We start from the raw sequence: 26,952 nt of genomic DNA on the forward strand, positions 1-26,952 counted from the left end.
ATGGCCACGGACGAGAAGATCCTCAAGTACCTCAAGCGTGTCACGGCCGAACTGCACGACCTGCGCAAGCAGGTCCAGCGGAACGCGGACGAGCCGGTCGCGATCGTGGGGATGGCCTGCCGGCTGCCCGGCGGCGTCACCGGCCCCGACAGCCTGTGGCAGCTGGTCAGCGAGGGCCGGGACGGCGTGTCGGCGTTCCCGGACGACCGCGGCTGGGACCTGGACACGCTCCTGGACGACGACCCGGACAAGGCCGGTACCTCCTACGTCGGGCAGGGCGGATTCCTGCGCGACGCCGGGAAGTTCGACGCCGAGTTCTTCGGGATCTCGCCGCGTGAGGCGCTGGCCATGGACCCGCAGCAGCGGCTGCTGCTGGAGACCTCGTGGGAGGCCCTGGAGCGGGCCGGGGTCGACCCGGCCTCGCTCAAGGGCGCCGACGTGGGGGTGTTCAACGGGATCATGGGCGTCGACTACTTCTTCGGCGGGAGCGTGCCGCCGGAGTTGGAGGGCTTCGCCGGCACGGGTGCGGCGGGCAGCGTGGCGTCCGGCCGGATCTCGTACGTGTTCGGCTTCGAGGGTCCGGCGGTCACCGTCGACACGGCGTGCTCGTCCTCGCTGGTGGCGATCCACCTGGCCGCCCAGGCGCTGCGGCGCGGCGAGTGCTCGATGGCGCTCGCGGGCGGCGCGACGGTGATGGCCACCCCGCACACCTTCGTGGAGTTCTCGCGGCAGCGGGGTCTGGCCTCGGACGGCCGGTGCAAGTCCTACGCGGACGCGGCGGACGGCACCGGCTGGGCCGAGGGCGCGGGTGTGGTGGTCCTGGAGCGGCTCTCCGAGGCGCGTCGCAAGGGACACCGCGTCCTGGCCGTGCTGCGCGGCAGCGCGGTGAACCAGGACGGCGCGTCGAACGGGCTGACCGCGCCCAACGGGCTCTCCCAGCAGGTGGTCATCCGCAAGGCGCTGGCGGCGGCCGGACTGACCCCGGCCGACGTGGACGTGGTGGAGGGGCACGGAACCGGGACGGTACTGGGCGACCCGATCGAGGCGCAGGCGCTGCTGGCCACCTACGGCCAGGAGCGCGAGCCCGGGCAGCCGTTGTGGCTCGGCTCGCTGAAGTCGAACATCGGCCACGCCCAGGCCGCGGCCGGTGTGTCCGGTGTGATCAAGATGGTGCAGGCGCTGCGCCACGGCGTGATGCCCGCGACCCTGAACGTGGACGCGCCGTCCTCGCAGGTCGACTGGACGGCGGGCGCCGTCGAGCTGCTCGACCGCAGCCGGCCGTGGCCGGAGGTGGAGCGGCCGCGCCGGGCCGGGGTGTCCTCCTTCGGTGTCAGCGGGACGAACGCGCACCTGATCCTGGAGCAGGCCCCCGAGGAGGAGCTGGAGCCGGTCGCGGGGGAAGCCGCGCCGGGTGCCGGCCCGGTGCCGCTGGTGATCTCGGCGAAGAGCACCGGGTCGCTGGCTGGCCAGGCCGGGCGGCTGGCCGCCTTCCTGGAGACCTCCGAGGTCGCGGAACCGGACGTCGCCGCCGCGTTGGTGTCGCAGCGGGCGCTGCTGTCCGAGCGTGCGGTGGTGGTGGCGGGTTCGTCGCAGGAGGCGCTGGCGGGTCTGGGTGCGTTGGCGCGCGGGGAGTCGGATGCCGCGCTGGTGACGGGTGGCGGTTCGGCTCGCACGGTGTTGGTGTTCCCGGGTCAGGGTTCCCAGCGGGTGGGGATGGGACGGGAGTTGGCCGAGCGCTACCCGGTGTTCGCGGAGGCCTTCGACGCGGCGTGTGCGGCGTTGGACGCGTACTTGGCGGGCCGGGTGGAGCACGCGGTCAAGGACGTGGTGGACGGTAGGGCGGGTTCGCTCGATCAGACGGTGTTCACCCAGGCGGGTTTGTTCGCGGTGGAGACGGCGTTGTTCCGGCTGGTGGAGTCGTGGGGCATCAGGCCGGATGTGGTGTTGGGTCATTCGATCGGTGAGATCACGGCCGCGCATGTGGCGGGTGTGTTGTCGCTGGAGGACGCGGCGGCGGTGGTGGCGGCGCGGGGTCGGTTGATGCAGGCGTTGCCGTCGGGCGGTGCGATGGTGGCGGTCGCGGCGACGGAGGCCGAGGTCGCCGAGTTCCTGGGTGGCGGGGTGGACTTGGCGGCGGTGAACGGTCCGTCGTCGGTGGTGCTCTCCGGTGAGGAGGCGGCCGTGCTGAAGGCGGCCGAGAGTCTGAAGGCGCAGGGCCGCAAGGTCAAGCGGCTGACGGTCTCGCACGCCTTCCACTCGGCGTTGATGGAGCCGATGCTGGCGGAGTTCGCCACGGTGCTGGCCGGGGTGAGCTGGGGTGAGGCGCGGTTCCCGATCGTGTCCAACGTGACCGGTCAGGTGGCCGGGGTGGCTGATTTGGCCGACCCGGCCTACTGGGTGGACCACGTCAGGAAGCCGGTCCGGTTCGCCGAGGGCATCGCCACGGCGGCCGGGCTCGGTGACGCGGTCTTCGTCGAGCTGGGCCCGGGCGCCGCGCTGAGCGGCGTGGTGGACGAGACGGTCGACGGCCGTGCCGTGTCGGTGGCCGCGCTGCGCGACGGCCGCCCCGAGGCGCACACCCTGCTCGCCTCGGTGGCCGAACTCTTCGTCCGGGGCGCCGAGGTGGACTGGGTCAAGACCCTGCCCGCCGGGGCCGGTGCCGCTCGGGTGGAGCTGCCCACCTACGCCTTCGACCACGAGCACTACTGGCTCCAGATGATGGCCTCGGTGACGGACGCGGCGGCGCTCGGCCTGACCGGCGCCGGTCACCCGCTGCTGGGCGCGGTCGTCCCACTCCCTCAGTCCGACGGGCTGGTGTTCACCTCCCGGCTCTCCCTGCGGACGCACGCCTGGCTGGCCGACCACGCCGTCGGGGGAGTGGTCCTGGTCCCCGGCACCGGCCTGGTGGAGCTGGCCGTGCGGGCCGGTGACGAGGTCGGCTGCGGCACGCTGGCCGAACTGGTCGTCGAGGCCCCGCTGGTGGTGCCCGAGCACGGCGGCGTCCGCGTCCAGGTCGCCGTCGGCGGCCCCGACGAGAACGGCACGCGCACGGTGGAGGTGTACTCCGCCCGCGAGGACGCCGCTGACGCGTGGACCCGCCACGCCGCCGGCCGGCTGGCCCCGACCACGGTCGGCGACGCCGCCCCGGCCTTTGACGCCGCCCCGGCCTTCGACTTCACGGCCTGGCCCCCGGCGGGGGCGCAGCCGGCCGACATCGACGACCTCTACCCCGACCTGGTCGCGCAGGGCTACGCCTACGGCCCGGCCTTCCAGGGGGTGCGCGCGCTGTGGCGCCGTGGTGAGGAGCTCTTCGCCGAGATCGCCCTGCCCGAGGACCACCAGGACCAGGCCGACCGCTTCGGCATCCACCCGGCGCTGCTCGACGCCGCCCTGCACCCGGGCCTGCGGGACACCGTGGCGGCCGACGGCGACCGGCTGTGGCAGCCGCTGCGGTGGAGCGGGCTGGTGCTGCACGCCACGGGCGCGGCGGCACTGCGGGTCAGACTCGCCCGACTCGGCGCCGGAACAGTCTCGTTCGAGGCCGCCGACGAGACCGGCGCCGCCGTTCTGGCGGCCGAGGCGGTGACGTTCCGTCCGCTCGCGGTGGAGCAGGTGGCCGGCTCTGCGGGCGGTGACGCGCTGTTCCGGGTGGAGTGGACCGAGCTGCCCGGGGCGGCCGCCCCGGCCGCCGTGCGGTGGACCGCGCTGTCCGGCGCGGCGGAGGTGGGCGAGCCGGCCGACGGTGGGCCGGTGCCGTCCGTGGTAGTCCTGGACGCGGTCGGGGACGCCGCGGACGAGGACGCGGCGCTCGGTCTGACCGGCCGGGTACTGGCGACCGTGCAGGCCTGGTTGGCCGCGCCGCACTTCGAAGGTTCGCGTCTCGTGGTGCGCACCCGGGGCGCGGTGGCCGCGGGTGGTGACGCCGCGGTGACGGACCCGGCGGGTGCGGCGGTCTGGGGTCTGATCCGGGTCGCCCAGGCGGAGAACCCGGACCGGATCGTGCTGCTGGACAGCGACAGCGGCAGCGACACCGACGCCGCCGGCGACGCCGTGCTCGCCGCGGCGCTGGCCACGGGCGAGCCGCAGGTCGCCGTGCGCGGGACGACCCTGTCCGCGCCGCGCCTGGTCCGCGCCGTCGACGCCGCCGAGCCCGACGGGGCCCCGGCGTTCGACCCGGAGGGCACGGTGCTGCTGACGGGTGGGACGGGTTCGCTGGGTGGGCTGCTGGCTCGGCACCTGGTGACGGGGCACGGGGTCCGGCGGTTGGTGTTGGTGAGTCGTCGTGGTCCTGATGCCGTGGGTGCTTCGGAGTTGGCGGCGGAGTTGGCCGGGTTCGGGGCGTCGGTGTCGGTGGTGGCGTGTGATGTGACCGATCGTGCGGCGGTGGCGGCGTTGTTGGCGTCGGTGCCGGTGGAGCATCCGTTGACGGGTGTGGTGCACACGGCGGGTGTGTTGGACGATGGTGTGTTCGGGGCGCTGACGGCGGAGCGGTTGGCGTACGTGTTCGGTCCGAAGGTGACCGCGGTGCGGCATCTGGACGAGTTGACGCGTGAGTTGGCGCCGGGTTTGCGGTCGTTCGTGGTGTTCTCGTCGGCGGCGGGGGTGTTCGGTTCGGCGGGGCAGGGCAACTACGCGGCGGCCAACGCCCAGCTGGACGCGGTGGCCCACCGGCGCCGCGCCGACGGTCTGCCGGCCGTGTCGCTGGCCTGGGGCCTCTGGGAGCAGGCCGGCGGCATGGCCGCGCACCTCACCGAGGCGGACCAGAACCGGGTGAACCGGGGAGGCTTCCTGGCGATCGCGCCGGCGGAGGGCCTGGAGCTCTTCGACGCGGCCCTGCGCACCGGCCGGGCCGTGACCGTGCCGATCAAGCTGGACCTCCGGGCCGTCCGGGCCGAGGCCGCGACGGGGCGCGGGGTCCTGCCGCTGCTGCGCAGTCTGGTGCCGGTCGGCCGCCGGGCCGTCCGGACCGCCTCCGGGCTGGCCGACCGGCTCGCCGGGCTGGCCGCGGCGGAGCAGGAGACCCTGCTGCTGGAGCTGGTGCGCACGCACGTCGCGACCGTGCTCGGGCACGCCGGCGCGGCCAACGTCAAGGCGGAGAAGGCGTTCAAGGACGCCGGCTTCGACTCGCTCACCTCCGTCCAGCTGCGCAACCGGCTCCGTGAGGCGACCGGCCTCAACCTGCCCACCACCGTCGTCTACGACTACCCCACGCCGGTGGCGCTCGCCCGCTTCCTGCGCGAGGAACTCGGCGACACCGCCGCTGCCGCCGCCGTTCCCGCGGTGGCCGCGGCCGACCTGGACGAGCCGATCGCGATCGTCGGGATGGCCTGCCGGCTGCCCGGCGGCGTGGTCACTCCGGAGGACCTGTGGCGGCTGGTGTCCGAGGGCCGCGACGCGGTGTCCGGCTTCCCGGTGGACCGCGGGTGGGACGTGGGCGGTCTCTACGACGAGGACCAGGAGAACATCGGCACCTCCTACGTCGACCAGGGCGGCTTCCTGCACGACGCGGGGCTGTTCGACGCGGGGTTCTTCGGGATCTCGCCGCGTGAGGCGCTGGCGATGGACCCGCAGCAGCGGCTGCTGCTGGAGATGTCCTGGGAGGCGCTGGAGCGGGCCGGGGTCGACCCGGCCTCGCTGAAGGGCCGGGACGTCGGGGTGTTCTCCGGCGTGATGACCCAGGGCTACGGGATCGGTGGCGTGATCCCGCCCGAGCTGAGCGGGTTCACCGCCACCGGTTCGGCGATGAGCGTGGCCTCGGGCCGGGTGTCGTACGTGTTCGGGTTCGAGGGCCCGGCGGTGACGGTGGACACGGCGTGTTCCTCCTCGCTGGTGGCGATGCACCTGGCCGCGCAGGCCCTGCGCTCGGGCGAGTGCTCGCTGGCCCTGGCCGGCGGTGCGACGATCATGGCGACGCCGCACACCTTCGTGGAGTTCTCGCGGCAGAAGGCGCTGGCCCCCGACGGCCGCTGCAAGGCGTTCTCCTCGACCGCCGACGGCACCGGGTGGGGCGAGGGCGCGGGTGTGGTGGTGCTGGAGCGGCTCTCCGAGGCGCGCCGCAACGGACACCGGATCCTGGCCGTGCTGCGCGGCAGCGCGGTGAACCAGGACGGCGCCTCCAACGGTCTGACCGCGCCGAACGGTCCCTCGCAGCAGCGGGTGATCCGCAAGGCCCTGGCCAACGCCGGCCTGTCCACCACCGATGTCGACGTGGTCGAGGCCCACGGGACGGGCACGTCACTGGGCGACCCGATCGAGGCGCAGGCGCTGCTCGCCACCTACGGCCGCGGTCGCGCCGCCGACCTCCCGCTCTGGCTCGGATCGGTCAAGTCCAACGTCGGCCACACCCAGGCGGCGGCGGGTGTCGCGGGTGTGATCAAGATGGTGGAGGCGCTGCGGCACGGGGTGCTGCCGCCCACCCTGCACGTCGAGGAACCGACCCCGCAGGTGGACTGGTCGGTCGGCGCGGTGGAGCTGCTGACCGAGGCACGGGCGTGGCCGGAGACCGGCCGCCCCCGCCGGGTGGGTGTCTCCTCGTTCGGGCTGAGCGGGACGAACGCGCACCTGATCCTGGAGCAGGCCCCCGAGGAGGCCCCGGTCGCGGTCGAGGCCGGGCCCGACGCGGTGGTGCCGCTGGTCGTGTCGGCGGCGTCGACCGCCTCGCTGGCCGGGCAGGCCGAGCGGCTGGCGGCCTTCCTGGAGGCCTCCGAGTCGCTGTCGCCGGCCGCCGTGGCCGGCGTCCTCGCGACGCGGCGTGCGGTGCTCTCCGAGCGTGCGGTGCTGGTGGCGGGTTCGCGGTCCGAGGCGCTGGCGGGGCTGGGCGCGTTGACCCGGGGCGAGTCCGCGCCGGGGCTGGTGGCGGGCAGCCTGTCCGGTACGGGCCGGACGGTGCTGGTGTTCCCGGGGCAGGGTTCGCAGTGGGCCGGGATGGGTCGTGAGCTGCTGGAGTCCTCGCCGGTGTTCGCCGAGCGGGTGGCGGCGTGTGCGGCGGCGCTGGAGCGCTGGGTGGACTGGTCGCTGGTCGAGGTGCTGCGGGGTGAGGCGCCGGCCGAGCTGCTGGAGCGCGTGGATGTGCTGCAGCCGGCGAGTTTCGCGGTGATGGTCGGCCTGGCCGCCGTTTGGGCGTCCGTCGGTGTGGTCCCGGACGCGGTGGTCGGGCACTCGCAGGGTGAGATCGCGGCGGCCTGTGTGTCGGGCGCGCTCTCGCTGGAGGACGCGGCGCGGATCGTGGCGGTGCGCAGCCAGGTGATCGCCGGCAGCCTCGCGGGGCGTGGTGGGATGGCGTCGGTGGCGCTGTCCGAGGCCGAGGCGCTGACCAGGCTGGAGCCGTGGGCGGACCGGGTGGAGGTGGCGGCCGTCAACGGCCCGTCCTCCGTGGTGGTGGCCGGTGACGCCGAGGCGCTGGACGAGGCCCTGGCGGTGCTGAAGGCCGACGGGGTCCGGGTGCGCCGGGTGGCGGTGGACTACGCCTCCCACACCCGCCACGTCGAGGCCATCGAGGAAACCCTCACCCAGGCGTTCGCGGACATCCGTGCCCAGGCCCCGCTGGTGCCGTTCTTCTCCACCGTCACCGGCGCCTGGGTCGACGAGGCGGGCGTGCTGGACGGCGGCTACTGGTACCGCAACCTGCGCGGTCAGGTCCGCTTCGGGCCGGCCGTCGCCGACCTGCTCGGCCAGGGCCACACGGTGTTCGTGGAGGCCTCCGCCCACCCGGTGCTGGTCCAGCCGGTCAACGAGATCGTGGACGAGGCCGGGGCCGAGGCCCTGGTGACCGGCACACTGCGCCGGGACGAGGGCGGCCCGCGCCGCCTGCTGACCTCGATGGCCGAACTGTTCGTCCGGGGCGTCCCGGTGGACTGGACGGGTGTGCTGCCCACCGGCGCCGAATCCGCGCAGGCGGACCTGCCGACCTACGCCTTCGACCAGCAGCACTACTGGCTGCGGACCGCCCCGGCCACGGACGCGGCCGCGCTCGGTCAGGCCGGTGTCGACCACCCGCTGATCGGCGCCGTGGTGGCGGTGCCCGAGACGGGCGGCGTGCTCTGCACCTTCCGGCTCTCCCTGCACACCCACCCCTGGCTCGCCGATCACGCCGTCGGCGGCGCCGTGCTGGTGCCCGGCACCGGGCTGGTGGAGCTCGCGGTGCGGGCCGGTGACGAGGTCGGCTGCGGCACGCTGGACGAGCTGGTGATCGAGGCCCCGCTGGTGCTGCCCGAGCAGGGCGGCGTCCGGGTCCAGGTCACCGTCGGCGGCCCCGACGAGACCGGCGCCCGCAGCGTCGGCATCTACTCCGTCCGTGAGGACAGCGCCGGGGACGGCGCCGGGGACACCGGGGGCGACAACTGGACCCGCCACGCCACCGGCACGCTGACGGCGACCTCGGACGCCGGCGCTCCGGCGTTCGACTTCACCGCCTGGCCGCCCGCCGACGCGCAGCCGGTGGGCGTCACCGGCGGCTACGACCTGCTCGCGCAGGCGGGGTACGGCTACGGGCCGACCTTCCAGGGCGTGCGGGCGGTGTGGCGGCGCGGCGAGGAGCTTTTCGCCGAGGTCGTCCTGCCCGAGGAGCAGCGCGACGGCGCCGCCCGGTTCGGCATCCACCCCGCGCTGCTCGACGCCGCCCTGCACCCCGTGATGCTGGATGTGGCGCTCGGGGACCCGACGGGCGAGAACCGGTCGGGCGGCGATTCCGAGGTGCACCTGCCGTTCGGCTGGAACGGGCTGCGGCTGCACGCGGCCGGCGCCTCGGCCCTGCGGGTCCGTCTGGTGCGCGCCGATCCGCAGACCCTCTCGCTGGAGGCCGCCGACGAGACCGGCGGGCCCGTCCTGACGCTCCGTTCCCTGGTCTCGCGCGCCGTGTCCGCCGACCAGTTGGGCGGGGCGGGCGCCGAGGAGAGCCGGGACGCGCTGTTCCGGGTCGACTGGACGGAGCTGCCCACGAGTGCCGCTCCGGGCCTGGAACTGCCGCCGGCCTGGGTGCCGGTGGCCTCCCCGGACCACGTGGCCATGCTGACCAACGGCTCGGGTGTGCCGCCCGTCGTCGTCCTGGACGCGGTCGGGGACCTCACGGACGAGAACGCGGCGCTCGACCTGACCGGCCGGGTGCTGGAGATCGTCCAGGCCTGGCTGGCCACCCGGGGGCTGGAGGCGGCGCAGCTGGTCGTCGTCACCCGGGGCGCGGTGGCCGCCGGTGGTGACGCCGCGGTGACGGACCCGGCGGGTGCGGCGGTCTGGGGTCTGATCCGGGTCGCCCAGGCGGAGAACCCGGACCGGATCGTGCTGCTCGACACCGACGCCGCCCCGGGGACCGACGTCGAACCGGTGCTCGCCGCCGTGCTCTCCACCGGTGAGCCGCAGGTCGCCGTGCGCGGGACCACGCTGTTCGCGCCCCGGATCGCCCGGGCCGTCGTGCCGGGAGACCGGACCGCGGCCGACGGGGCCCCGGCGTTCGACCCGGAGGGCACCGTGCTGCTGACCGGCGGCACCGGCACCCTCGGTGGGCTGCTGGCTCGGCACCTGGTGACGGGGCACGGGGTCCGGCGGTTGGTGTTGGTGAGTCGTCGTGGTCCTGATGCCGTGGGTGCTTCGGAGTTGGCGGCGGAGTTGGCCGGGTTCGGGGCGTCGGTGTCGGTGGTGGCGTGTGATGTGACCGATCGTGCGGCGGTGGCGGCGTTGTTGACGTCGGTGCCGGTGGAGCATCCGTTGACGGGTGTGGTGCACACGGCGGGTGTGTTGGACGACGGTGTGTTCGGGGCGCTGACGGCGGAGCGGTTGGCGTACGTGTTCGGTCCGAAGGTGACCGCGGTGCGGCATCTGGACGAGTTGACGCGTGAGTTGGCGCCGGGTTTGCGGTCGTTCGTGGTGTTCTCGTCGGCGGCGGGGGTGTTCGGTTCGGCGGGGCAGGGCAACTACGCGGCGGCCAACGCCCAGCTGGACGCGGTGGCCCACCGGCGCCGCGCCGACGGTCTGCCGGCCGTGTCGCTGGCCTGGGGCCTCTGGGAGCAGGCCACCGCGATGACCGCCCACCTCGACACGGCGGAGGAGTCCCGGACCGGTCGCAGCCGGAGCCGCTCGTTGGGCTCGCGGGAGGGCCTGGACCTCTTCGACGCGGCGCTGCGCACCGATGCCGCGCTGCTCGTCCCGATCAAGCTCGACCTGCGGTCCATGCGCGCCGACGCGGCGGCGGGCCGTGAGGTGCAGCCCCTGCTGCGCGGCCTGATCCGGGTGAGCCGGCAGACCGCGCGGTCGGCCGCGAGCGACACGACGGGCGGGCTGGCCGGCCGGTTGACCGGGCTGTCGGCGGCCGAGCAGGAGGCGCTGCTGCTGGACCTGGTCCGCACCCACGCGGCGACCGTGCTCGGGCACGCGGGACCGGAGGGCGTCAAGACCGACACCGCGTTCCGCGACTCCGGCTTCGACTCGCTGACCTCGGTCGAGCTGCGCAACCGGCTGCGCGAGGCCACCGGCCTCAAGCTGCCCGCGACGGTCGTGTTCGACCACCCCACCCCGCTCGCGCTCGCCCGTCATCTGCACGGTGAGTTCGGAGAGACGACGGGGACGGGTGTTCCGGCGGCGCCCGCGCTGCCGACGGTGGCCGCCGACCCCGGCGAGCCGATCGCGATCGTCGGGATGGCCTGCCGGCTGCCCGGCGGCGTGGCGAGTCCGGCGGACCTGTGGCGGCTGGTCAGCGAGGGCCGGGACGCGATGTCCGGGTTCCCGTCCGACCGCGGCTGGGACCTGGACGGTCTGTTCGACGCCGACCCGGACAAGGCCGGTACCTCCTACGTCGACCAGGGCGGGTTCCTCCACGAGGCGGCTCTGTTCGACGGGGGCTTCTTCGGGATCTCGCCGCGTGAGGCGCTGGCGATGGACCCGCAGCAGCGGCTGCTGCTGGAGACCTCGTGGGAGGCGCTGGAGCGTGCGGGCATCGACCCGGCCACGCTGAAGGGCACCGACGTCGGGGTGTTCTCCGGTCTGATGGGCGCCGGCTACGGCTCGGGCAGCGACGTCCCCGCCGAGCTGGAGGGCTTCGTCACGACCGGCGCCGGCAGCAGTGTGGCCTCCGGCCGCGTCTCCTATGTGTTCGGCTTCGAGGGTCCGGCGGTGACGGTCGACACGGCGTGCTCGTCCTCGCTGGTGGCGATGCACCTGGCCGCGCAGGCGCTGCGGTCCGGTGAGTGCTCGCTGGCCCTGGCCAGCGGTGCGGCCGTCATGACCGGTCCCGGCGCGTTCGTCCAGTTCTCGCGGCAGCGGGGTCTGGCCTCGGACGGCCGGTGCAAGTCCTACGCGGACGCGGCGGACGGCACGGGCTGGGCCGAGGGCGCGGGCGTGGTGGTGCTGGAGCGGCTGTCCGAGGCGCGCCGCAACGGGCATCACGTCCTGGCGGTGGTGCGCGGCAGCGCGGTGAACCAGGACGGCGCGTCCAACGGTCTGACCGCGCCCAACGGCCCGTCGCAGCAGCGGGTCATCCGCAAGGCGCTGGCGGCGGCCGGGCTGGCCCCGTCCGACATCGACGCGGTCGAGGGCCACGGCACCGGCACGGTACTGGGTGACCCGATCGAGGCACAGGCGCTGCTGGCCACCTACGGGCGCGACCGCGACCCGGAGCGGCCGCTCTGGCTGGGCTCGCTGAAGTCCAACATCGGCCACACGCAGGCGGCTTCGGGCGTGGCCGGGGTGATCAAGATGGTGGAGGCGCTGCGGCACGGGGTGCTGCCGCCGACGCTGCACGTGGACGCGCCGTCCTCCCAGGTGGACTGGACGGCGGGCGCCGTCGAGCTGCTGACCGAGGCGCGGGCGTGGCCGGAGACCGGCCGCCCCCGCCGGGTGGGTGTCTCCTCGTTCGGGCTGAGCGGGACGAACGCGCACCTGATCCTGGAGCAGGTGCCGGAGGACGCCGAGGTGGAGCAGGCGGTCGTGACCGCCCCCGATGCCCTGGCGCCGCTGGTGCTGTCGGCGAAGAGCGCCGGGTCGCTGGCGGGCCAGGCCGGGCGGCTGGCCGCCTTCCTGGAGACCTCCGAGGTCGCGGAACCGGACGTCGCCGCCGCTTTGGTGTCGCAGCGGGCGCTGCTGTCCGAGCGTGCGGTGGTGGTGGCGGGTTCGTCGCAGGAGGCGCTGGCGGGTCTGGGTGCGTTGGCGCGCGGGGAGTCGGATGCCGCGCTGGTGACGGGTGGCGGTTCGGCTCGCACGGTGTTGGTGTTCCCGGGTCAGGGTTCCCAGCGGGTGGGGATGGGACGGGAGTTGGCCGAGCGCTACCCGGTGTTCGCGGAGGCGTTCGACGCGGCGTGTGCGGCGTTGGACGCGTACTTGGCGGGCCGGGTGGAGCACGCGGTCAAGGACGTGGTGGACGGGACGGCGGGTTCGCTCGATCAGACGGTGTTCACCCAGGCGGGTCTGTTCGCGGTGGAGACGGCGTTGTTCCGGCTGGTGGAGTCCTGGGGTGTTCGGCCGGATGCGGTGTTGGGTCATTCGATCGGTGAGATCACGGCCGCGCATGTGGCGGGTGTGTTGTCGCTGGAGGACGCGGCGGCGGTGGTGGCGGCGCGGGGTCGGTTGATGCAGGCGTTGCCGTCGGGTGGCGCGATGGTGGCGGTGGCGGCGACGGAGGCCGAGGTCGCCGAGTTCCTGGGTGGCGGGGTGGATCTGGCGGCGGTGAACGGTCCGTCGTCGGTGGTGCTCTCCGGTGAGGAGGCGGCCGTGCTGAAGGCGGCGGAGAGTCTGAAGGCGCAGGGCCGCAAGGTCAAGCGGCTGACGGTCTCGCACGCCTTCCACTCGGCGTTGATGGAGCCGATGCTGGCGGAGTTCGCCACGGTGCTCGCCGAGGTCACCTGGCGCGAGCCGAGGCTGCCGGTGATCTCCAACCTCACCGGCCGTCCGGCCGAACCGGGTCGACTCACCGATCCTGCCTACTGGGTGGATCATGTGCGGCAGCCGGTCCGGTTCGCGGACGGGATCGCCGCGGCGGCCGGGCTCGGTGACGCGGTCTTCGTCGAGCTGGGCCCGGGTGCCGCGTTGAGCGGTGTCGTGGCGGAGTCCGCCGGCGAGGGCGCGGTCGCGGTGGCCTCGCTGCGCGACGGCCGCCCCGAGGCGCACACCCTGCTCGCCTCGGTGGCCGAACTCTTCGTCCGGGGCGCCGAGGTGGACTGGGCCAAGACCCTGCCCGCCGGGGCCGGTGCCGCTCGGGTGGAGCTGCCCACCTACGCCTTCGACCACGAGCACTACTGGCTCCGGAGTGCCCCGGCCACCGACGCGGCCTCGCTCGGCCAGGGCAGGGCCGATCACCCGCTGCTGGGCGCGGTCGTCCCACTCCCGCAGTCCGACGGGCTGGTGTTCACCTCCCGGCTCTCGCTGCGCACCCACGCCTGGCTGGCCGACCACACCGTCGGCGGCGTCGTCCTGGTCCCCGGCTCCGCGCTGGTGGAGCTGGCCGTGCGGGCCGGTGACGAGGTCGGCTGCGGCACCCTGGCCGAACTGGTCGTCGAGGCCCCGCTGGTGGTGCCCGAGCACGGTGGTGTCCGCGTCCAGGTCGCCGTCGGCGGCCCCGACGAGAACGGCACGCGTGCGGTGGAGGTGTACTCCGCGCGCGAGGAGGCCGCCGAGACCTGGACCCGTCATGTCGTCGGCACCCTGGCGGTGGCGCCGACGGCGGATGCCGCCCCGCAGTTCGACACCGCGGTCTGGCCCCCGGCCGGTGCGGAACCGGTCGACCTGGACGGCCTCTACACCGAGCTGATCGGGCAGGGCCACGAGTACGGACCCTTGTTCCGGGCCGTCCGGGCGGCCTGGCGGCGCGGCGAGGAGCTGTTCGCCGAGGTCGCCCTGCCCGGGGAGCAGCGGGACGGCGCCGCCCGGTTCGGCCTGCACCCCGCGCTGCTCGACGCCGCCCTGCACCCCGCCCTGCGGGACGCGGGTGCGGCTGACCGCGACCGGACGTGGCAGCCCTCGCAGTGGCACGGGCTGGCCCTGCACGCCGTCGGCGCCTCGGCGCTGCGGGTGCGGGTCACCGGGCAGGGGCCCGACACGCTGGCGCTGGCGGCGGTCGACGAGACCGGTGGCCCGGTCCTGACGGCGGCCGGCGTGACGCTGCGGCCGCTCACCGCCGAGCAGTTGGCGGTCGCGTCGGGCACGGCGGACGAGGAGACGCTGTACCGGGTGGACTGGACGGTGCTGCCACCGGCCCCGCTGCGGCCCGCCGGCCCGGCGCCCCGCCGGGCGACCGTGCGCACCGCGGCGGACCTGCCGGCCCTGACGGCCGGCGGGGACGTACCCCCGGTGGTCCTGCTGCCGGCCGTCGCGGACGGCGAGGACGCGGACGCCGTGCTCGCGCTGACCTCGCGGGTACTGGCGGTGGTGCAGTCATGGTTGGCCGACGAGTCCCTGGAGGACGCCCGGTTGGTGGTGCGGACCCGGGGCGCGGTGCCGGCCGGCGGCGACGTCGCGCTGACCGACCCGGCCGGCGCGGCCGTCTGGGGCCTGGTCCGGGCGGCCCAGTCGGAGAGCCCGGACCGGATCATCCTGCTCGACGGCGACGGCGACGGCGACGGCGACACCGAGGCGGTGCTCGCCGAGGTGCTCGCGCTCGGCGAGCCGCAGGTCGCGGTGCGCGGGACGGCGCTGCACGTGCCGCGCCTGGCCCGCGCCGCCGGCGCCGACGCACCGGGCGAGGAGCCGGCCTTCCGCCCGGACGGCACGGTCCTGATCACCGGTGGCACCGGCTCGCTGGGCGCGCTGGCGGCCCGCCACCTGGTCGCGCGGCACGGCGTCCGCCATCTCGTCCTGGCCGGGCGGCGTGGCCCGGACGCCGAGGGCGCCGCGGCGCTCGCCGCCGAACTCACCGCCGCCGGGGCGGCCGTGTCGGTGGTGGCGTGCGACGTCACCGACCGGGACGCGGTCGCCGCCCTGCTCGGCGCCGTCCCGGCGGAGCACCCGCTGACCGGCATCGTCCACGCCGCCCGGGTCTTCGACGCCGGAGTGATCGGCGAGGCCGACCCGGACCGGATGGCGCGGGTCTTCGCGCCGAAGGTGACCGCCGTCCGGCACCTGGACGAGCTCAGCCGCGAACTGGCGCCGGAGCTCGACGCGTTCGTGCTGATGTCCTCCGCCTCCTCGGTCTTCCTGGGCGCCGGCACCGGTGGCTACGCCGCGGCCAACGCCCACCAGGACGCGGTGGCGCACCGACGCCGGGCGGCGGGTCTGCCCGGCACGTCGCTGGCCTGGGGCGGGTGGGCGCGGACCGCCGGTCAGGACGGCTCCGTCGACGGGTCGGGCCAGGACCGGTCCGGCCGGCGCGGGGGTGTCCGGCCCCTGACGGCCGAGGCCGGAATGGCCCTGTTCGACGCGGCGCTGAGCACCGGCGAGGCCCTGCTCGTGCCGGTCGACCTGGATCTGCGGGCGCTGCGGGCCGACGCCGCGCTCGGCGGCGGTGTCCCGCCGATGCTGCGCGGCCTGGTCCGCACCGGCCGGCAGGCCGTCCGGGCGGCCACCGGCGACGGTGGCGGCGGGCTGGTCCGCCGGCTGGCCGGGCTCGCGCCGGCCGAGCAGGAGGCGCTGCTGCTGGACCTGGTGCGCGGCCGGGTGGCGACGGTCCTCGGCCACGCCGGGGCGGAGCAGGTCAAGCCGGAGACGGCGTTCAAGGACGCCGGATTCGACTCGCTCACCTCCGTCGAACTGCGCAACCGGCTCCGGGAGGTGACGGGGCTGAGCCTGCCGGCCACGGTGGTCTTCGACTACCCGACGCCGCTGTCCCTGGCGCACTACCTGTACGACCGGCTGGACCCGGCCGCCGAGGCCGCGGCCACCTCGCACCCGCTGTTGGTCGAGCTGAGCCGGCTGGAGGCGATGCTGGCCGAGACCCCGGCCGGCGACGCGGCCCGCGCCCAGGTGGCCACCCGGCTCCAGGGCCTGCTGGCCACCTGGTCGACGGCGAACGGCGGCGGGCCCGCCGAGGAACAGATCGACTACGACACCGCCTCCGACGACGAGCTCTTCGACCTCATCGACACCGAGTTCGGCAGCTGACCGCCACCGGTACCCCCGCACACCACCCGACGCCACAGCCCTCTAGGAGCCGAACTTCGATGGCGGATGAAAGCAAGCTTCGCGACTATCTCAAGCGTGTCCTCGCGGAGGCACGCCGGTCCCAGCAACGCGTGCTGGAGCTGGAGGCCGAGAAGTCCGAGCCGATCGCGATCGTGGGCATGGCCTGCCGGCTGCCGGGTGCGGTGCAGGGTCCGGACGACCTCTGGCGGCTGGTCACCGAGCGCGGGGACGGCGTGTCGGGCTTCCCGACCGACCGCGGCTGGGACCTCGACGGGCTGTTCGACGAGGACCCGGAGAAGAGCGGCACCTCCTACGTGAGCCGTGGTGGCTTCCTGCACGAGGCCGGGCTGTTCGACGCCGGGTTCTTCGGGATCTCGCCGCGCGAGGCGGTGGCGATGGACCCGCAGCAGCGCCTGCTGCTGGAGACCTCGTGGGAGGCGCTGGAGCGGGCCGGCGTCGACGCGGCGGGGCTCAAGGGCTCGGACGTCGGCGTCTTCGTCGGAGTGATCAACGAGGGCTACGCGACCGGCGGTCCGGTCCCCCCGGAGCTGGAGGGCTTCACGGGGACGGGGACCACCGGCAGTGTGGCGTCGGGCCGGATCTCGTACGTGTTCGGGTTCGAGGGCCCGGCGGTGACGGTGGACACGGCGTGCTCGTCCTCGCTGGTGGCGATGCACCTGGCCGCCCAGTCACTGCGACGCGGTGAGTGCTCGATGGCGCTCGCCGGCGGCGCGACCGTGATGGCCGGGCCGGGCATGTTCATGGAGTTCTCGCGCCAGCGGGCGCTGGCCGCCGACGGCCGGTGCAAGTCCTACGCGGACGCGGCGGACGGCACCGGCTGGGCCGAGGGCGCGGGCATGGTCGTGCTGGAGCGGCTCTCCGAGGCGCGGGCCAACGGGCACCACGTCCTGGCGGTGCTGCGCGGCAGCGCCGTGAACCAGGACGGCGCGTCCAACGGTCTGACCGCGCCGAACGGTCCCTCGCAGCAGCGGGTGATCCGCAAGGCCCTGGCGGCGGCCGGGCTCACCCCGGCCGACGTGGACGTGGTGGAGGGGCACGGCACCGGCACGGTACTGGGCGACCCGATCGAGGCGCAGGCGCTGCTGGCCACCTACGGCCAGGAGCGCGAGCCGGGGCGCCCGCTGTGGCTGGGTTCGCTGAAGTCGAACATCGGCCACACCCAGGCGGCGGCGGGTGTCGCGGGTGTGATCAAGATGGTGCAGGCGATGCGGCACGGCGTCCTGCCCGCGACCCTGCACGTGGACGCGCCCTCCTCCGAGGTGGACTGGTCCGCCGGTGCGGTGGAGCTGCTGACCGAGGCGCGGGCCTGGCCGGAGACCGGCCGCCCCCGCCGGGCGGGGGTGTCCTCCTTCGGCGTCAGCGGGACCAACGCGCATGTCGTGCTGGAGGAGCCCCCCGCGGAACCGGCCGCCGAAGCGGTCGCGGCGCCCGCCGGTGTGCTGCCGTTGGTCGTGTCGGCGGCCTCGGCCGCTTCGCTGGCCGGCCAGGCGGAGCGGCTGGCCGCGTTCGTCGGGAGCGGCGACGGGGTGCCGCCGGCGGACGTCGCCGCGGCCCTGGCCACCGGGCGCGCGGTGCTGGGTGAGCGTGCGGTGGTGGTGGCGGGTTCGTCGGAGGAGGTGCTGGCGGGGCTGGCCGCGCTGGCGCGGGGTGAGTCGGCTCCCGGTCTGGTGACGGGGACGGCGGGTGGGGCGGGCAAGCTCGTCCTGGTGTTCCCGGGGCAGGGTTCGCAGTGGGTCGGGATGGGTCGTGAGCTGCTGGAGTCCTCGCCGGTGTTCGCCGAGCGGGTGGCGGCGTGTGCGGCGGCGCTGGAGCGCTGGGTGGACTGGTCGCTGGTCGAGGTGCTGCGGGGGGAGGCGCCGGCCGAGCTGCTGGAGCGCGTCGATGTGCTGCAGCCGGCGAGTTTCGCGGTGATGGTCGGTCTGGCCGCCGTCTGGGCCTCGGTGGGTGTCGTTCCGGACGCCGTGCTGGGCCACTCGCAGGGCGAGATCGCGGCGGCCTGTGTGTCGGGCGCGCTGTCCTTGGAGGACGCGGCGCGGATCGTGGCGGTGCGCAGCCAGGTGATCGCCGGCAGCCTCGCGGGGCGTGGTGGGATGGCGTCGGTGGCGCTGTCCGAGGCCGAGGCGCTGACCAGGCTGGAGCCGTGGGCGGACCGGGTGGAGGTGGCGGCCGTCAACGGCCCCGCGTCGGTGGTGGTGGCCGGTGACGCCGAGGCGCTGGACGAGGCCCTGGCGGTGCTGAAGGCCGACGGGGTCCGGGTGCGCCGGGTGGCGGTGGACTACGCCTCCCACACCCGGCACGTGGAGGCGATCGAGGAAACCCTCACCCAGGCGTTCGCGGACATCCGCAGTCAGGCCCCGCGGATCCCCTTCTACTCCACCGTCACGAGTGAGTGGATCGGCGAGGACGGCCGGCTCGACGGCGACTACTGGTACCGCAACCTGCGTGGCCAGGTCCGCTTCGGCCCGGCGGCCGCCGCACTGCTCGGCGAGGGTCACACCGTCTTCGTCGAGTCCAGCGCCCACCCGGTGCTGGTGCAGCCGATCAACGAGATCGTGGACGAGGCCGAGGTGTCGGCCGTGGTCACCGGCTCGCTGCGCCGCGACGAGGGCGGCCCGCGACGGCTGCTCACCTCGATCGCCGAACTGTTCGTCCGGGGCGTCACCGTGGACTGGACGGGCGTGCTGCCCACCGGCACCGGTCGCGTCGAGCTCCCCACCTACGCCTTCGACCACCGGCACTACTGGCTCCAGCTCGGCCCGGCGGCCGACGCGGCCTCGCTCGGTCAGGCCTCCGCCGACCACCCGCTGATGGGTGCGGTGGTGGAGGTGCCCGAGACGGGCGGCCTGCTCGGCACCTCCCGGCTGTCGCTCCGGACCCACCCCTGGCTGGCCGACCACGTCGTCGGGGGAGCCGTCCTGCTCCCGAGCAGCGCCCTGGTGGAGCTGGCCGTGCGGGCCGGCGACGAACTCGGCTGCGGCACCCTCGACGAGCTGGTGGTCAAGGCCCCGCTGCTGCTCCCCGAACAGGGCGGCGTCCGGGTCCAGGTCACCGTCGGCGGCCCCGACGAGACCGGCGCCCGCCCCGTCGCCGTCTACGCGACCCGCGAGGACGCCGCCGGCGACACCGGTGGTGACACCTGGACCCGCCACGCCACCGGCACGCTCACCGCGACGACGAAGACCGGCAGCCCGCAGACCGACTTCACCGTCTGGCCGCCCGCCGGGGCGCGGCCCGTCGACCTCGACGCGCTCTACGCCGCTCTCGGCGGGCACGGCTACGAGCACGGCCCGGCCTTCCGGGCGGTGCGCGGGCTCTGGCAGCGCGGCGAGGAGACCTTCGCCGAGGTGGCGGTGGACGAGGACAGCCGCGAGGAGGCCGGCCGGTTCGGCCTGCACCCCGCCCTGCTCGACGCCGCCCTGCACCCGGCGCTGCGGGACGCCGCCGCGGCCGACGGTGCCGCGACCGGCGGCCGGGTCTGGCAGCCGCTCGGCTGGCAGGGCCTCGCCCTGCACGCCGTCGGCGCCTCCGTGCTGCGGCTGCGGATCGGTCGGCAGGGCGGCGAGGCCCTCACCCTGGAGGCGGTCGACCAGGCCGGCGGTCTGGTCCTGACGGCGGACTCGGTGGAGCTGCGCCCGCTGACCGCCGAGCAGTTGACGGCCGCGACGGCGACGACGGGTGACGACGCCCTGTTCCGGGTCGAGTGGAGCGAGCTTCCCGCGGCCCCGACCTCGGGGCCGACCTCGACCTCGGGGCCGGCGGCCGAGCCGCCGGCCTGGGTCACGGTGTCCGACGCGGCGGGGATCACCGCGCTGGCCGACGGCGCGACCCCGGAGGCGGCGCTGCCCACCGTGGTGGTCCTGGACGCCGCCGTGGAGGAGGACGGCGGGCACGGTGTCGACACGGCGCTCGTGCTCACCAACCGGGTGCTGGCGGCCGTGCAGGCCTGGCTGGCCGCTCCGGGCCTGGAGACGGTCCGGCTCGTCGTGGCCACCCGGGGCGCGGTGGGCGCGGGCGCGGACGGCGCGGTCACCGACCCGGCCGGAGGCGCGGTGTGGGGTCTGATCCGCGCCGCCCAGACCGAGAACCCCGACCGGATCGTCCTGCTCGACCTCGATCCCGACGGCGGCCGCGTCACCGACGGCGAACTCGCCCCGGTCCTGGGCGCGGTGCTCGCCGCAGAGGAGCCCGAACTGGCCCTGCGGGGAACGGCACTGTCCCTCCCGCGGCTGGTCCGGGCCGGCTCGGCCGACGGCGCGGACTGGGCGGGCCTCGACCCCGAGGGCACCGTCCTGATCACCGGTGGCACCGGCTCGCTGGGCGGGATCCTCGCCCGGCACCTGGTCACCCACCACGGCGTCCGCCGGCTGGCGCTGGTCAGCCGGCGCGGCCCGGCGGCGGAGGGCGCGGCGGAGCTGGTCGCCGAACTGACCGGGCTCGGTGCCGCCGAGGTCTCGGTGGAGTCCTGCGACGTGACCGACCGGGAGGCGGTGGCGGCCCTGCTGACCGCCGTGCGGCGGGACGGTCGCCGGCTGACCGCCGTCGTGCACACCGCGGGCATCGCCGACGCCGGCGTCATCGGGACGCTGGACCCCGAGCGGGTCGCGCAGGTCTTCGCCCCGAAGGTGACCGCCGCGCAGCACCTGGACGCGCTGACCCGCGAACTGGCCCCCGACCTGGACGCGTTCGTCGTCTTCTCCTCGGTCTCCTCGGTGTTCCTCGGCGCGGGTACCGGGAGCTACGCGGCCGCCAACGCCTTCCTGGACGCGCTGGCCTACCAGCGCCGGGCCGCCGGACTGGCCGCCACCTCGCTGGCCTGGGGCCTGTGGAACCAGACCGCCGGCGGGATGGCGGCCGGCATGGACGACCTCACGCGGAGCCGGATGAACCGGCGAGGCGGTGTGCTGGCGATGACCGCCGAGGAGGGCATGGCGCTCTTCGACGCGGCGCTGCGCACCGGCCGGCCGCTGCTCGTCCCGGCCAAGCTGGACCTGCGGGCGCTGCGGGCCGGCGCCGCGGCCGGCCGGGACATCCCGACCCTGCTGCGCGGCCTGGTCCGGACCGGGCGGCAGCTGGTGCGGGCGGCCTCGGGCGACGGCGGCGGCGGGCTGGCCGGCCGGTTGGCCGGGCTGTCGGCGGCCGAGCAGGAGGCGCTGCTGCTGGAGCTGGTCCGCACGCACGCGGCGACGGTACTCGGCCACGGCGGCCCGGAGGCGGTCAAGAGCGGGACGGCGTTCCGTGACTCCGGCTTCGACTCGCTGACCTCCGTCGAGCTGCGCAACCGGCTCCGCGAGGCGACCGGCCTGAAGCTGGCCGCGACCGTGGTCTTCGACCACCCGACCCCGCTCGCGTTCGCCCGCTACCTGCACGCCGAGTTCGGCCACGTGGCCGCCGAGAGCGCCGCGGCGGCGCCGACGGTCGCGCTCGCCGACCCGGACGAGCCGATCGCGATCGTCGGGATGGCCTGCCGGCTGCCCGGCGGTGTGGCGAGCCCGGCGGACCTGTGGCGGCTGGTCAGCGAGGGCCGGGACGCGATGTCCGGCTTCCCCGAGGACCGCGGCTGGGACGTGGAGGGCCTGTTCGACGCGGACCCCGGAAAGGCGGGCACCTCCTATGTGAGCCAGGGCGGCTTCCTCTACGAGGCCGGTCAGTTCGACGCCGGCTTCTTCGGGATCTCGCCGCGTGAGGCGCTGGCGATGGACCCGCAGCAGCGGCTGTTGCTGGAGACGTCCTGGGAGGCGATGGAGCGCGCGGGCATCGACCCGCTCTCGCTGAAGGGCACGGACACCGGCGTCTTCTCCGGCGTCATGGGCCAGGGCTACGGGGCCGGCGGAGCCGTACCCGCCGAACTGGAGGGCTTCACCGGCACCGGCGGGATGGGCAGCGTGGCCTCCGGCCGGGTCGCCTACGTGTTCGGCTTCGAGGGCCCGGCGGTGACGGTCGACACGGCGTGTTCGTCCTCGCTGGTGGCGATGCACCTGGCCGCGCAGGCGCTGCGGCAGGGCGAGTGCTCGATGGCACTCGCCGGTGGCGCGACCGTGATGGCGACGCCGGGCACCTTCGTGGAGTTCTCGCGGCAGCGGGGTCTGGCGACGGACGGGCGGTGCAAGTCCTACGCGGACGCGGCGGACGGCACCGGCTGGGCCGAGGGCGCGGGTGTGGTGGTGCTGGAGCGGCTGTCCGAGGCGCGCCGCAACGGGCATCACGTCCTGGCGGTGGTGCGCGGCAGCGCGGTGAACCAGGACGGCGCGTCGAACGGGCTGACCGCGCCCAACGGGCTCTCCCAGCAGCGGGTGATCCGCAAGGCCCTGGCCAACGCGGGCCTGACCCCGGCCGAGGTGGACGTGGTGGAGGGTCACGGCACCGGCACGGTGTTGGGTGACCCGATCGAGGCGCAGGCGCTGCTGGCCACCTACGGCCAGGACCGGCCGGCCGACCGACCGCTCTGGCTCGGGTCGCTGAAGTCCAACATCGGCCACACCCAGATGGCGGCGGGTGTCGCCGGGGTGATCAAGATGGTGGAGGCGCTGCGGCACGGGGTGCTGCCGCCGACGCTGCACGTGGACGCGCCGTCGTCCCAGGTGGACTGGTCGGTCGGTGCGGTGGAGCTGCTGACCGAGGCGCGGGCCTGGCCGGAGACCGGCCGCCCCCGCCGAGTGGGCGTGTCCGGCTTCGGTGTCAGCGGGACGAACGCGCACCTGATCCTGGAGCAGGCCCCCGAGGAGGAGCTGGAGCCGGAGCCGGCGCCGGTCGCGGAGCAGGTTCCGCCCGTGGGCGTGGTCCCGTTGGTGGTGTCCGCGAAGAGCGCGAAGTCGCTGGCGGGCCAAGCCGGGCGGCTGACCGCCCTGGCGGGTGCGGTCGACACGGCGGCGCTGGCCGGTGCGCTGGTCTCGCGCCGGGCGCTGCTGTCCGAGCGTGCGGTGGTGGTGGCGGGTTCGTCGCAGGAGGCGCTGGCGGGTCTGGCCGCGCTGGCGGGCGGGGAGTCCGCGCCCGGTGTGGTGACCGGGACCGCCTCGGACACGGCTCGCATGGTGTTGGTGTTCCCGGGTCAGGGTTCCCAGCGGGTGGGGATGGGTCGGGAGTTGGCGGCGCGGTACCCGGTGTTCGCGGAGGCGTTCGACGCGGCGTGTGTGGCGTTGGACGCGTACTTGGCGGGCCGGGTGGAGCACGCGGTCAAGGACGTGGTGGACGGTAGGGCGGGTTCGCTCGATCAGACGGTGTTCACCCAGGCGGGTCTGTTCGCGGTGGAGACGGCGTTGTTCCGGCTGGTGGAGTCGTGGGGCATCAGGCCGGATGCGGTGTTGGGTCATTCGATCGGTGAGATCACGGCCGCGCATGTGGCGGGTGTGTTGTCGCTGGAGGACGCGGCGGCGGTGGTGGCGGCGCGGGGTCGGTTGATGCAGGCGTTGCCGTCGGGTGGCGCGATGGTGGCGGTCGCGGCGACGGAGGCCGAGGTCGCCGAGTTCCTTGGTGGCGGGGTGGACTTGGCGGCGGTGAACGGTCCGTCGTCGGTGGTGCTCTCCGGTGAGGAGGCGGCCGTGCTGAAGGCGGCGGAGAGTCTGAAGGCGCAGGGTCGGAAGGTCAAGCGGCTGACGGTCTCGCACGCCTTCCACTCGGCGTTGATGGAGCCGATGCTGGCGGAGTTCGCCACGGTGCTCGCCGAGGTCACCTGGCGCGAGCCGAGGCTGCCGGTGATCTCCAACCTCACCGGCCGTCCGGCCGAACCGGGTCGACTCACCGATCCTGCCTACTGGGTGGATCATGTGCGGCAGCCGGTTCGGTTCGCGGACGGGATCGCCGCGGCGGCCGGGCTCGGTGACGCGGTCTTCGTCGAGCTGGGCCCGGGTGCCGCGTTGAGCGGTGTCGTGGCGGAGTCCGCCGGCGAGGGCGCGGTCGCGGTGGCCGCGCTGCGCGACGGCCGCCCCGAGGCGCACACCCTGCTCGCCTCGGTGGCCGAACTCTTCGTTCGGGGCGCCGAGGTGGACTGGGCCAAGACCCTGCCCGCCGGACTCACGACCGCCCATCTGGACCTGCCCACCTACGCCTTCGACCACCGGCACTACTGGCTGCAGACCGCCCCGGCCACCGATGCCGCCTTCCTGGGGCTGACCGGGACGGATCACCCGTTGCTCGGCGCGGTCGTCCCACTCCCGCAGAACGACGGCCTGCTGTTCACCTCCCGGCTCTCCCTGCGCACCCATCCTTGGCTGGCCGACCACGCCGTCGGCGGCGTCGTCCTGGTCCCCGGCACCGGACTGGTGGAGCTGGCCGTGCGGGCCGGTGACGAGGCAGGCTGCGGCACCCTGGCCGAACTGGTCGTCGAGGCCCCGCTGGTGGTGCCCGAGCACGGCGGCGTCCGCGTCCAGGTCGCCCTCGGCGGTCCGGACGACAACGGCAGGCGCACCGTGGAGGTGTACTCCTCCCGCGAGGACACCGCGGACACCTGGACCCGGCACGCCACCGGCACCGTGGTGCCCGCGAAGGCGGCCTCCGCCTCACCGCCGGTCGACCTCACCGCCTGGCCGCCACCCGGCGCGCAGCCGGTCGAGGTCGACGTCGACGGCTTCTACGCCGATCTGATCCGGCTCGGCTACACCTACGGCCCGGCCTTCCAGGGTCTGCGGGCGGTCTGGCGGCGGGGCGAGGAGGTCTTCGCCGAGATCGCGCTGCCGGACGGCTTCCGCGAGGACGCGGACCGCTTCGGCATCCACCCCGCGTTGCTCGACGCGGCCCTGCACGCCAACGGGTTCGTCCAGCCGGCCGGTGCCCCCTCGGGGACGGACGAGCCCCGGACGGTCCTGCCGTTCGCCTGGAACGGGCTGGCCCTGCACGCCGTCGGCGCCTCGGCGCTGCGGGTGCGGGTGGCGCCGTCCGGCCCGGACGCGGTGTCGCTCCAGGCCGCCGACGAGACGGGCGGGCCGGTCCTGACGCTGGACTCCCTGGTGTTCCGGGCCGTCTCCGCCGAGCAGTTGGAGGCGGCGGCCGGCGCGCCGGGCGGCGACTCGCTGTTCCGGGTGGAGTGGACCGCGCTGCCGTCGGTGGCGCCGGCCCTCGCACCGGCGCCGAGCCGGGTGTCGGTGGCCACCGCCGCCGAGGTGGCCGCGCTGGCCGAGCAGGGCGCGGTGCCGGACGCCGTCGTGCTGACGGCCGGCGGTGAGGACGCGCTGGAGCTGAGCTCCCGGGTGCTCGACGTGCTGCAGGCCTGGCTGGCCGTGCCGGGCCCGGAGCGGTCCCGGCTGGTCGTGGCCACCCGGGGCGCGGTGCCGGCCGGCGGCGACGCCGCGCTGACCGACCCGGCCGGCAGCGCCGTCTGGGGCCTCGTCCGGGCCGCCCAGGTGGAGAACCCCGACCGGATCGTCCTGCTCGACACCGATCCCGACAGCGATCGCGACAGCGACCCGTACGCCGACCCCGAGGCGGTGCTCGCCGAGGTGCTCGCGCTCGGCGAGCCGCAGGTCGCGGTGCGCGGGGCGGTGCTGTCCGCACCGCGGCTGGTCCGGGCCGCCGGCGGTGACGCCCCCGGCGGCGAGCCGGTGTTCCGCCCGGACGGCACCGTCCTGGTGACGGGTGGGACGGGTTCGCTGGGCGCGGTGCTGGCCCGGCACCTGGTCACCCGGCACGGGGTCCGGCATCTGGTGCTGACCAGCCGGCGCGGCCTGGAGGCCGAGGGCGCCCGGGAGTTGGTGGCCGAGCTGGCCGAGCTGGGCGCCGAGTCGGTGACCGTGCCGACCTGCGACGTCGCCGACCGCGACGCGCTGGCGGCGTTGCTCGCCGCGGTCGGCCGGGAGCGGCCGCTGACGGCCGTCGTGCACACCGCGGGCGTCCTGGACGACGGGGTGATCGGGGCGCTGACCGGGGAGCGGCTGGCGAAGGTGTTCGCCCCGAAGGTGACCGCCGTCGGCCACCTGGACCGGCTGACCCGTGAACTCGCCCCCGACCTGGACGCGTTCGTCGTCTTCTCGTCCGCCTCCGGCCTGTTCGGCTCGGCCGGCCAGGGCAACTACGCGGCGGCCAACGCCTATCTGGACGGGCTGATGGCCCGGCGCCGGGCGGCCGGTCTGCCGGCGCTCTCCCTGGCCTGGGGCCCCTGGGAGCAGACCGCCACCGGGATGACCACCGGCGCCGAGGCGGCCGGCCGCACCCGGACGAACCGCCGCGGCGGCATCCTGGCACTCGCGCCGGACGAGGGGACCGCCCTGTTCGACGCCGCGCTGGCCGCCGACGAGGCGCTACTGGTGCCGATCAAGCTGGACCTCCGCGCGATCAGGGCCGACGCCGCGACCGGGGCGGGAGCACCGCCCCTGCTGCGGGGGCTGGTCCGCGTCGGCCGGCAGACGGCCCGGGCCGCGTCGGGCGACGGCGGTGACGGCCTGGTCCGTCGGCTGGCCGGGCTCGCCCGCGCCGACCAGGAGGGCCTGCTGGTGGACCTGCTGCGGACCCAGGTCGCGCTGGTGCTCGGACACACCGGACCGGACGGGGTGGTGGCCGGGACGTCGTTCAAGGACGCCGGGTTCGACTCGCTCACCTCCGTCGAACTGCGCAACCGGCTCCGCGAGGCCACCGGCCTCAACCTGTCCGCCACCGTGGTCTTCGACTACCCGACCCCGTTGGCGCTGGCCCGCCACGTGCACGGCGAACTGCTCCCGGACGGTGCGGCGAGCGGGCCGGAAGTGGACGAGGACCGGCTGCGGCACGCCCTGGTCTCCCTTCCGATGGCCCGGTTCCGGGAGGCCGGCCTGCTCGACGCCCTGGTCGCGCTGGCCGCGCTCGACACCGGCGGCCCGGTGGCCGGCGAGGCGGACGAGGACGACCGGCTGGGCACGCTCGCCGATCTGGACGTCGACGACCTCGTTCAACTGGCGCTCGGCGGCGACGACGAGGGCCTCGAAAGCTGATGCG

At 75.3% G+C, this 26,952-nt stretch carries 1 protein-coding gene and 1 pseudogene; both read left to right on the forward strand.

The features are described from left to right. Nucleotides 1-16,014, forward strand: a complete 16,014-nt coding sequence (locus ACFXHB_RS09695) for an SDR family NAD(P)-dependent oxidoreductase (protein WP_380573346.1) — start codon at nucleotides 1-3, stop codon at nucleotides 16,012-16,014. Between the two features lie 59 nt (nucleotides 16,015-16,073). Beyond that, nucleotides 16,074-26,948, forward strand: a pseudogene (locus tag ACFXHB_RS09700) (type I polyketide synthase); the annotation flags it as partial. Between the last annotated feature and the right edge of the window lie 4 nt (nucleotides 26,949-26,952).

Origin of the sequence: Kitasatospora sp. NPDC059327 (assembly GCF_042752535.1) — a bacterium.
Taxonomy (GTDB): Bacteria; Actinomycetota; Actinomycetes; order Streptomycetales; family Streptomycetaceae; genus Kitasatospora.

What these genes read in the sequence shown, in the direction of transcription:
- ACFXHB_RS09695 (WP_380573346.1), top strand. Translation starts at nt 1, where the DNA reads ATGGCCACGGACGAGAAGATCCTCAAGTACCTCAAGCGTGTCACGGCC.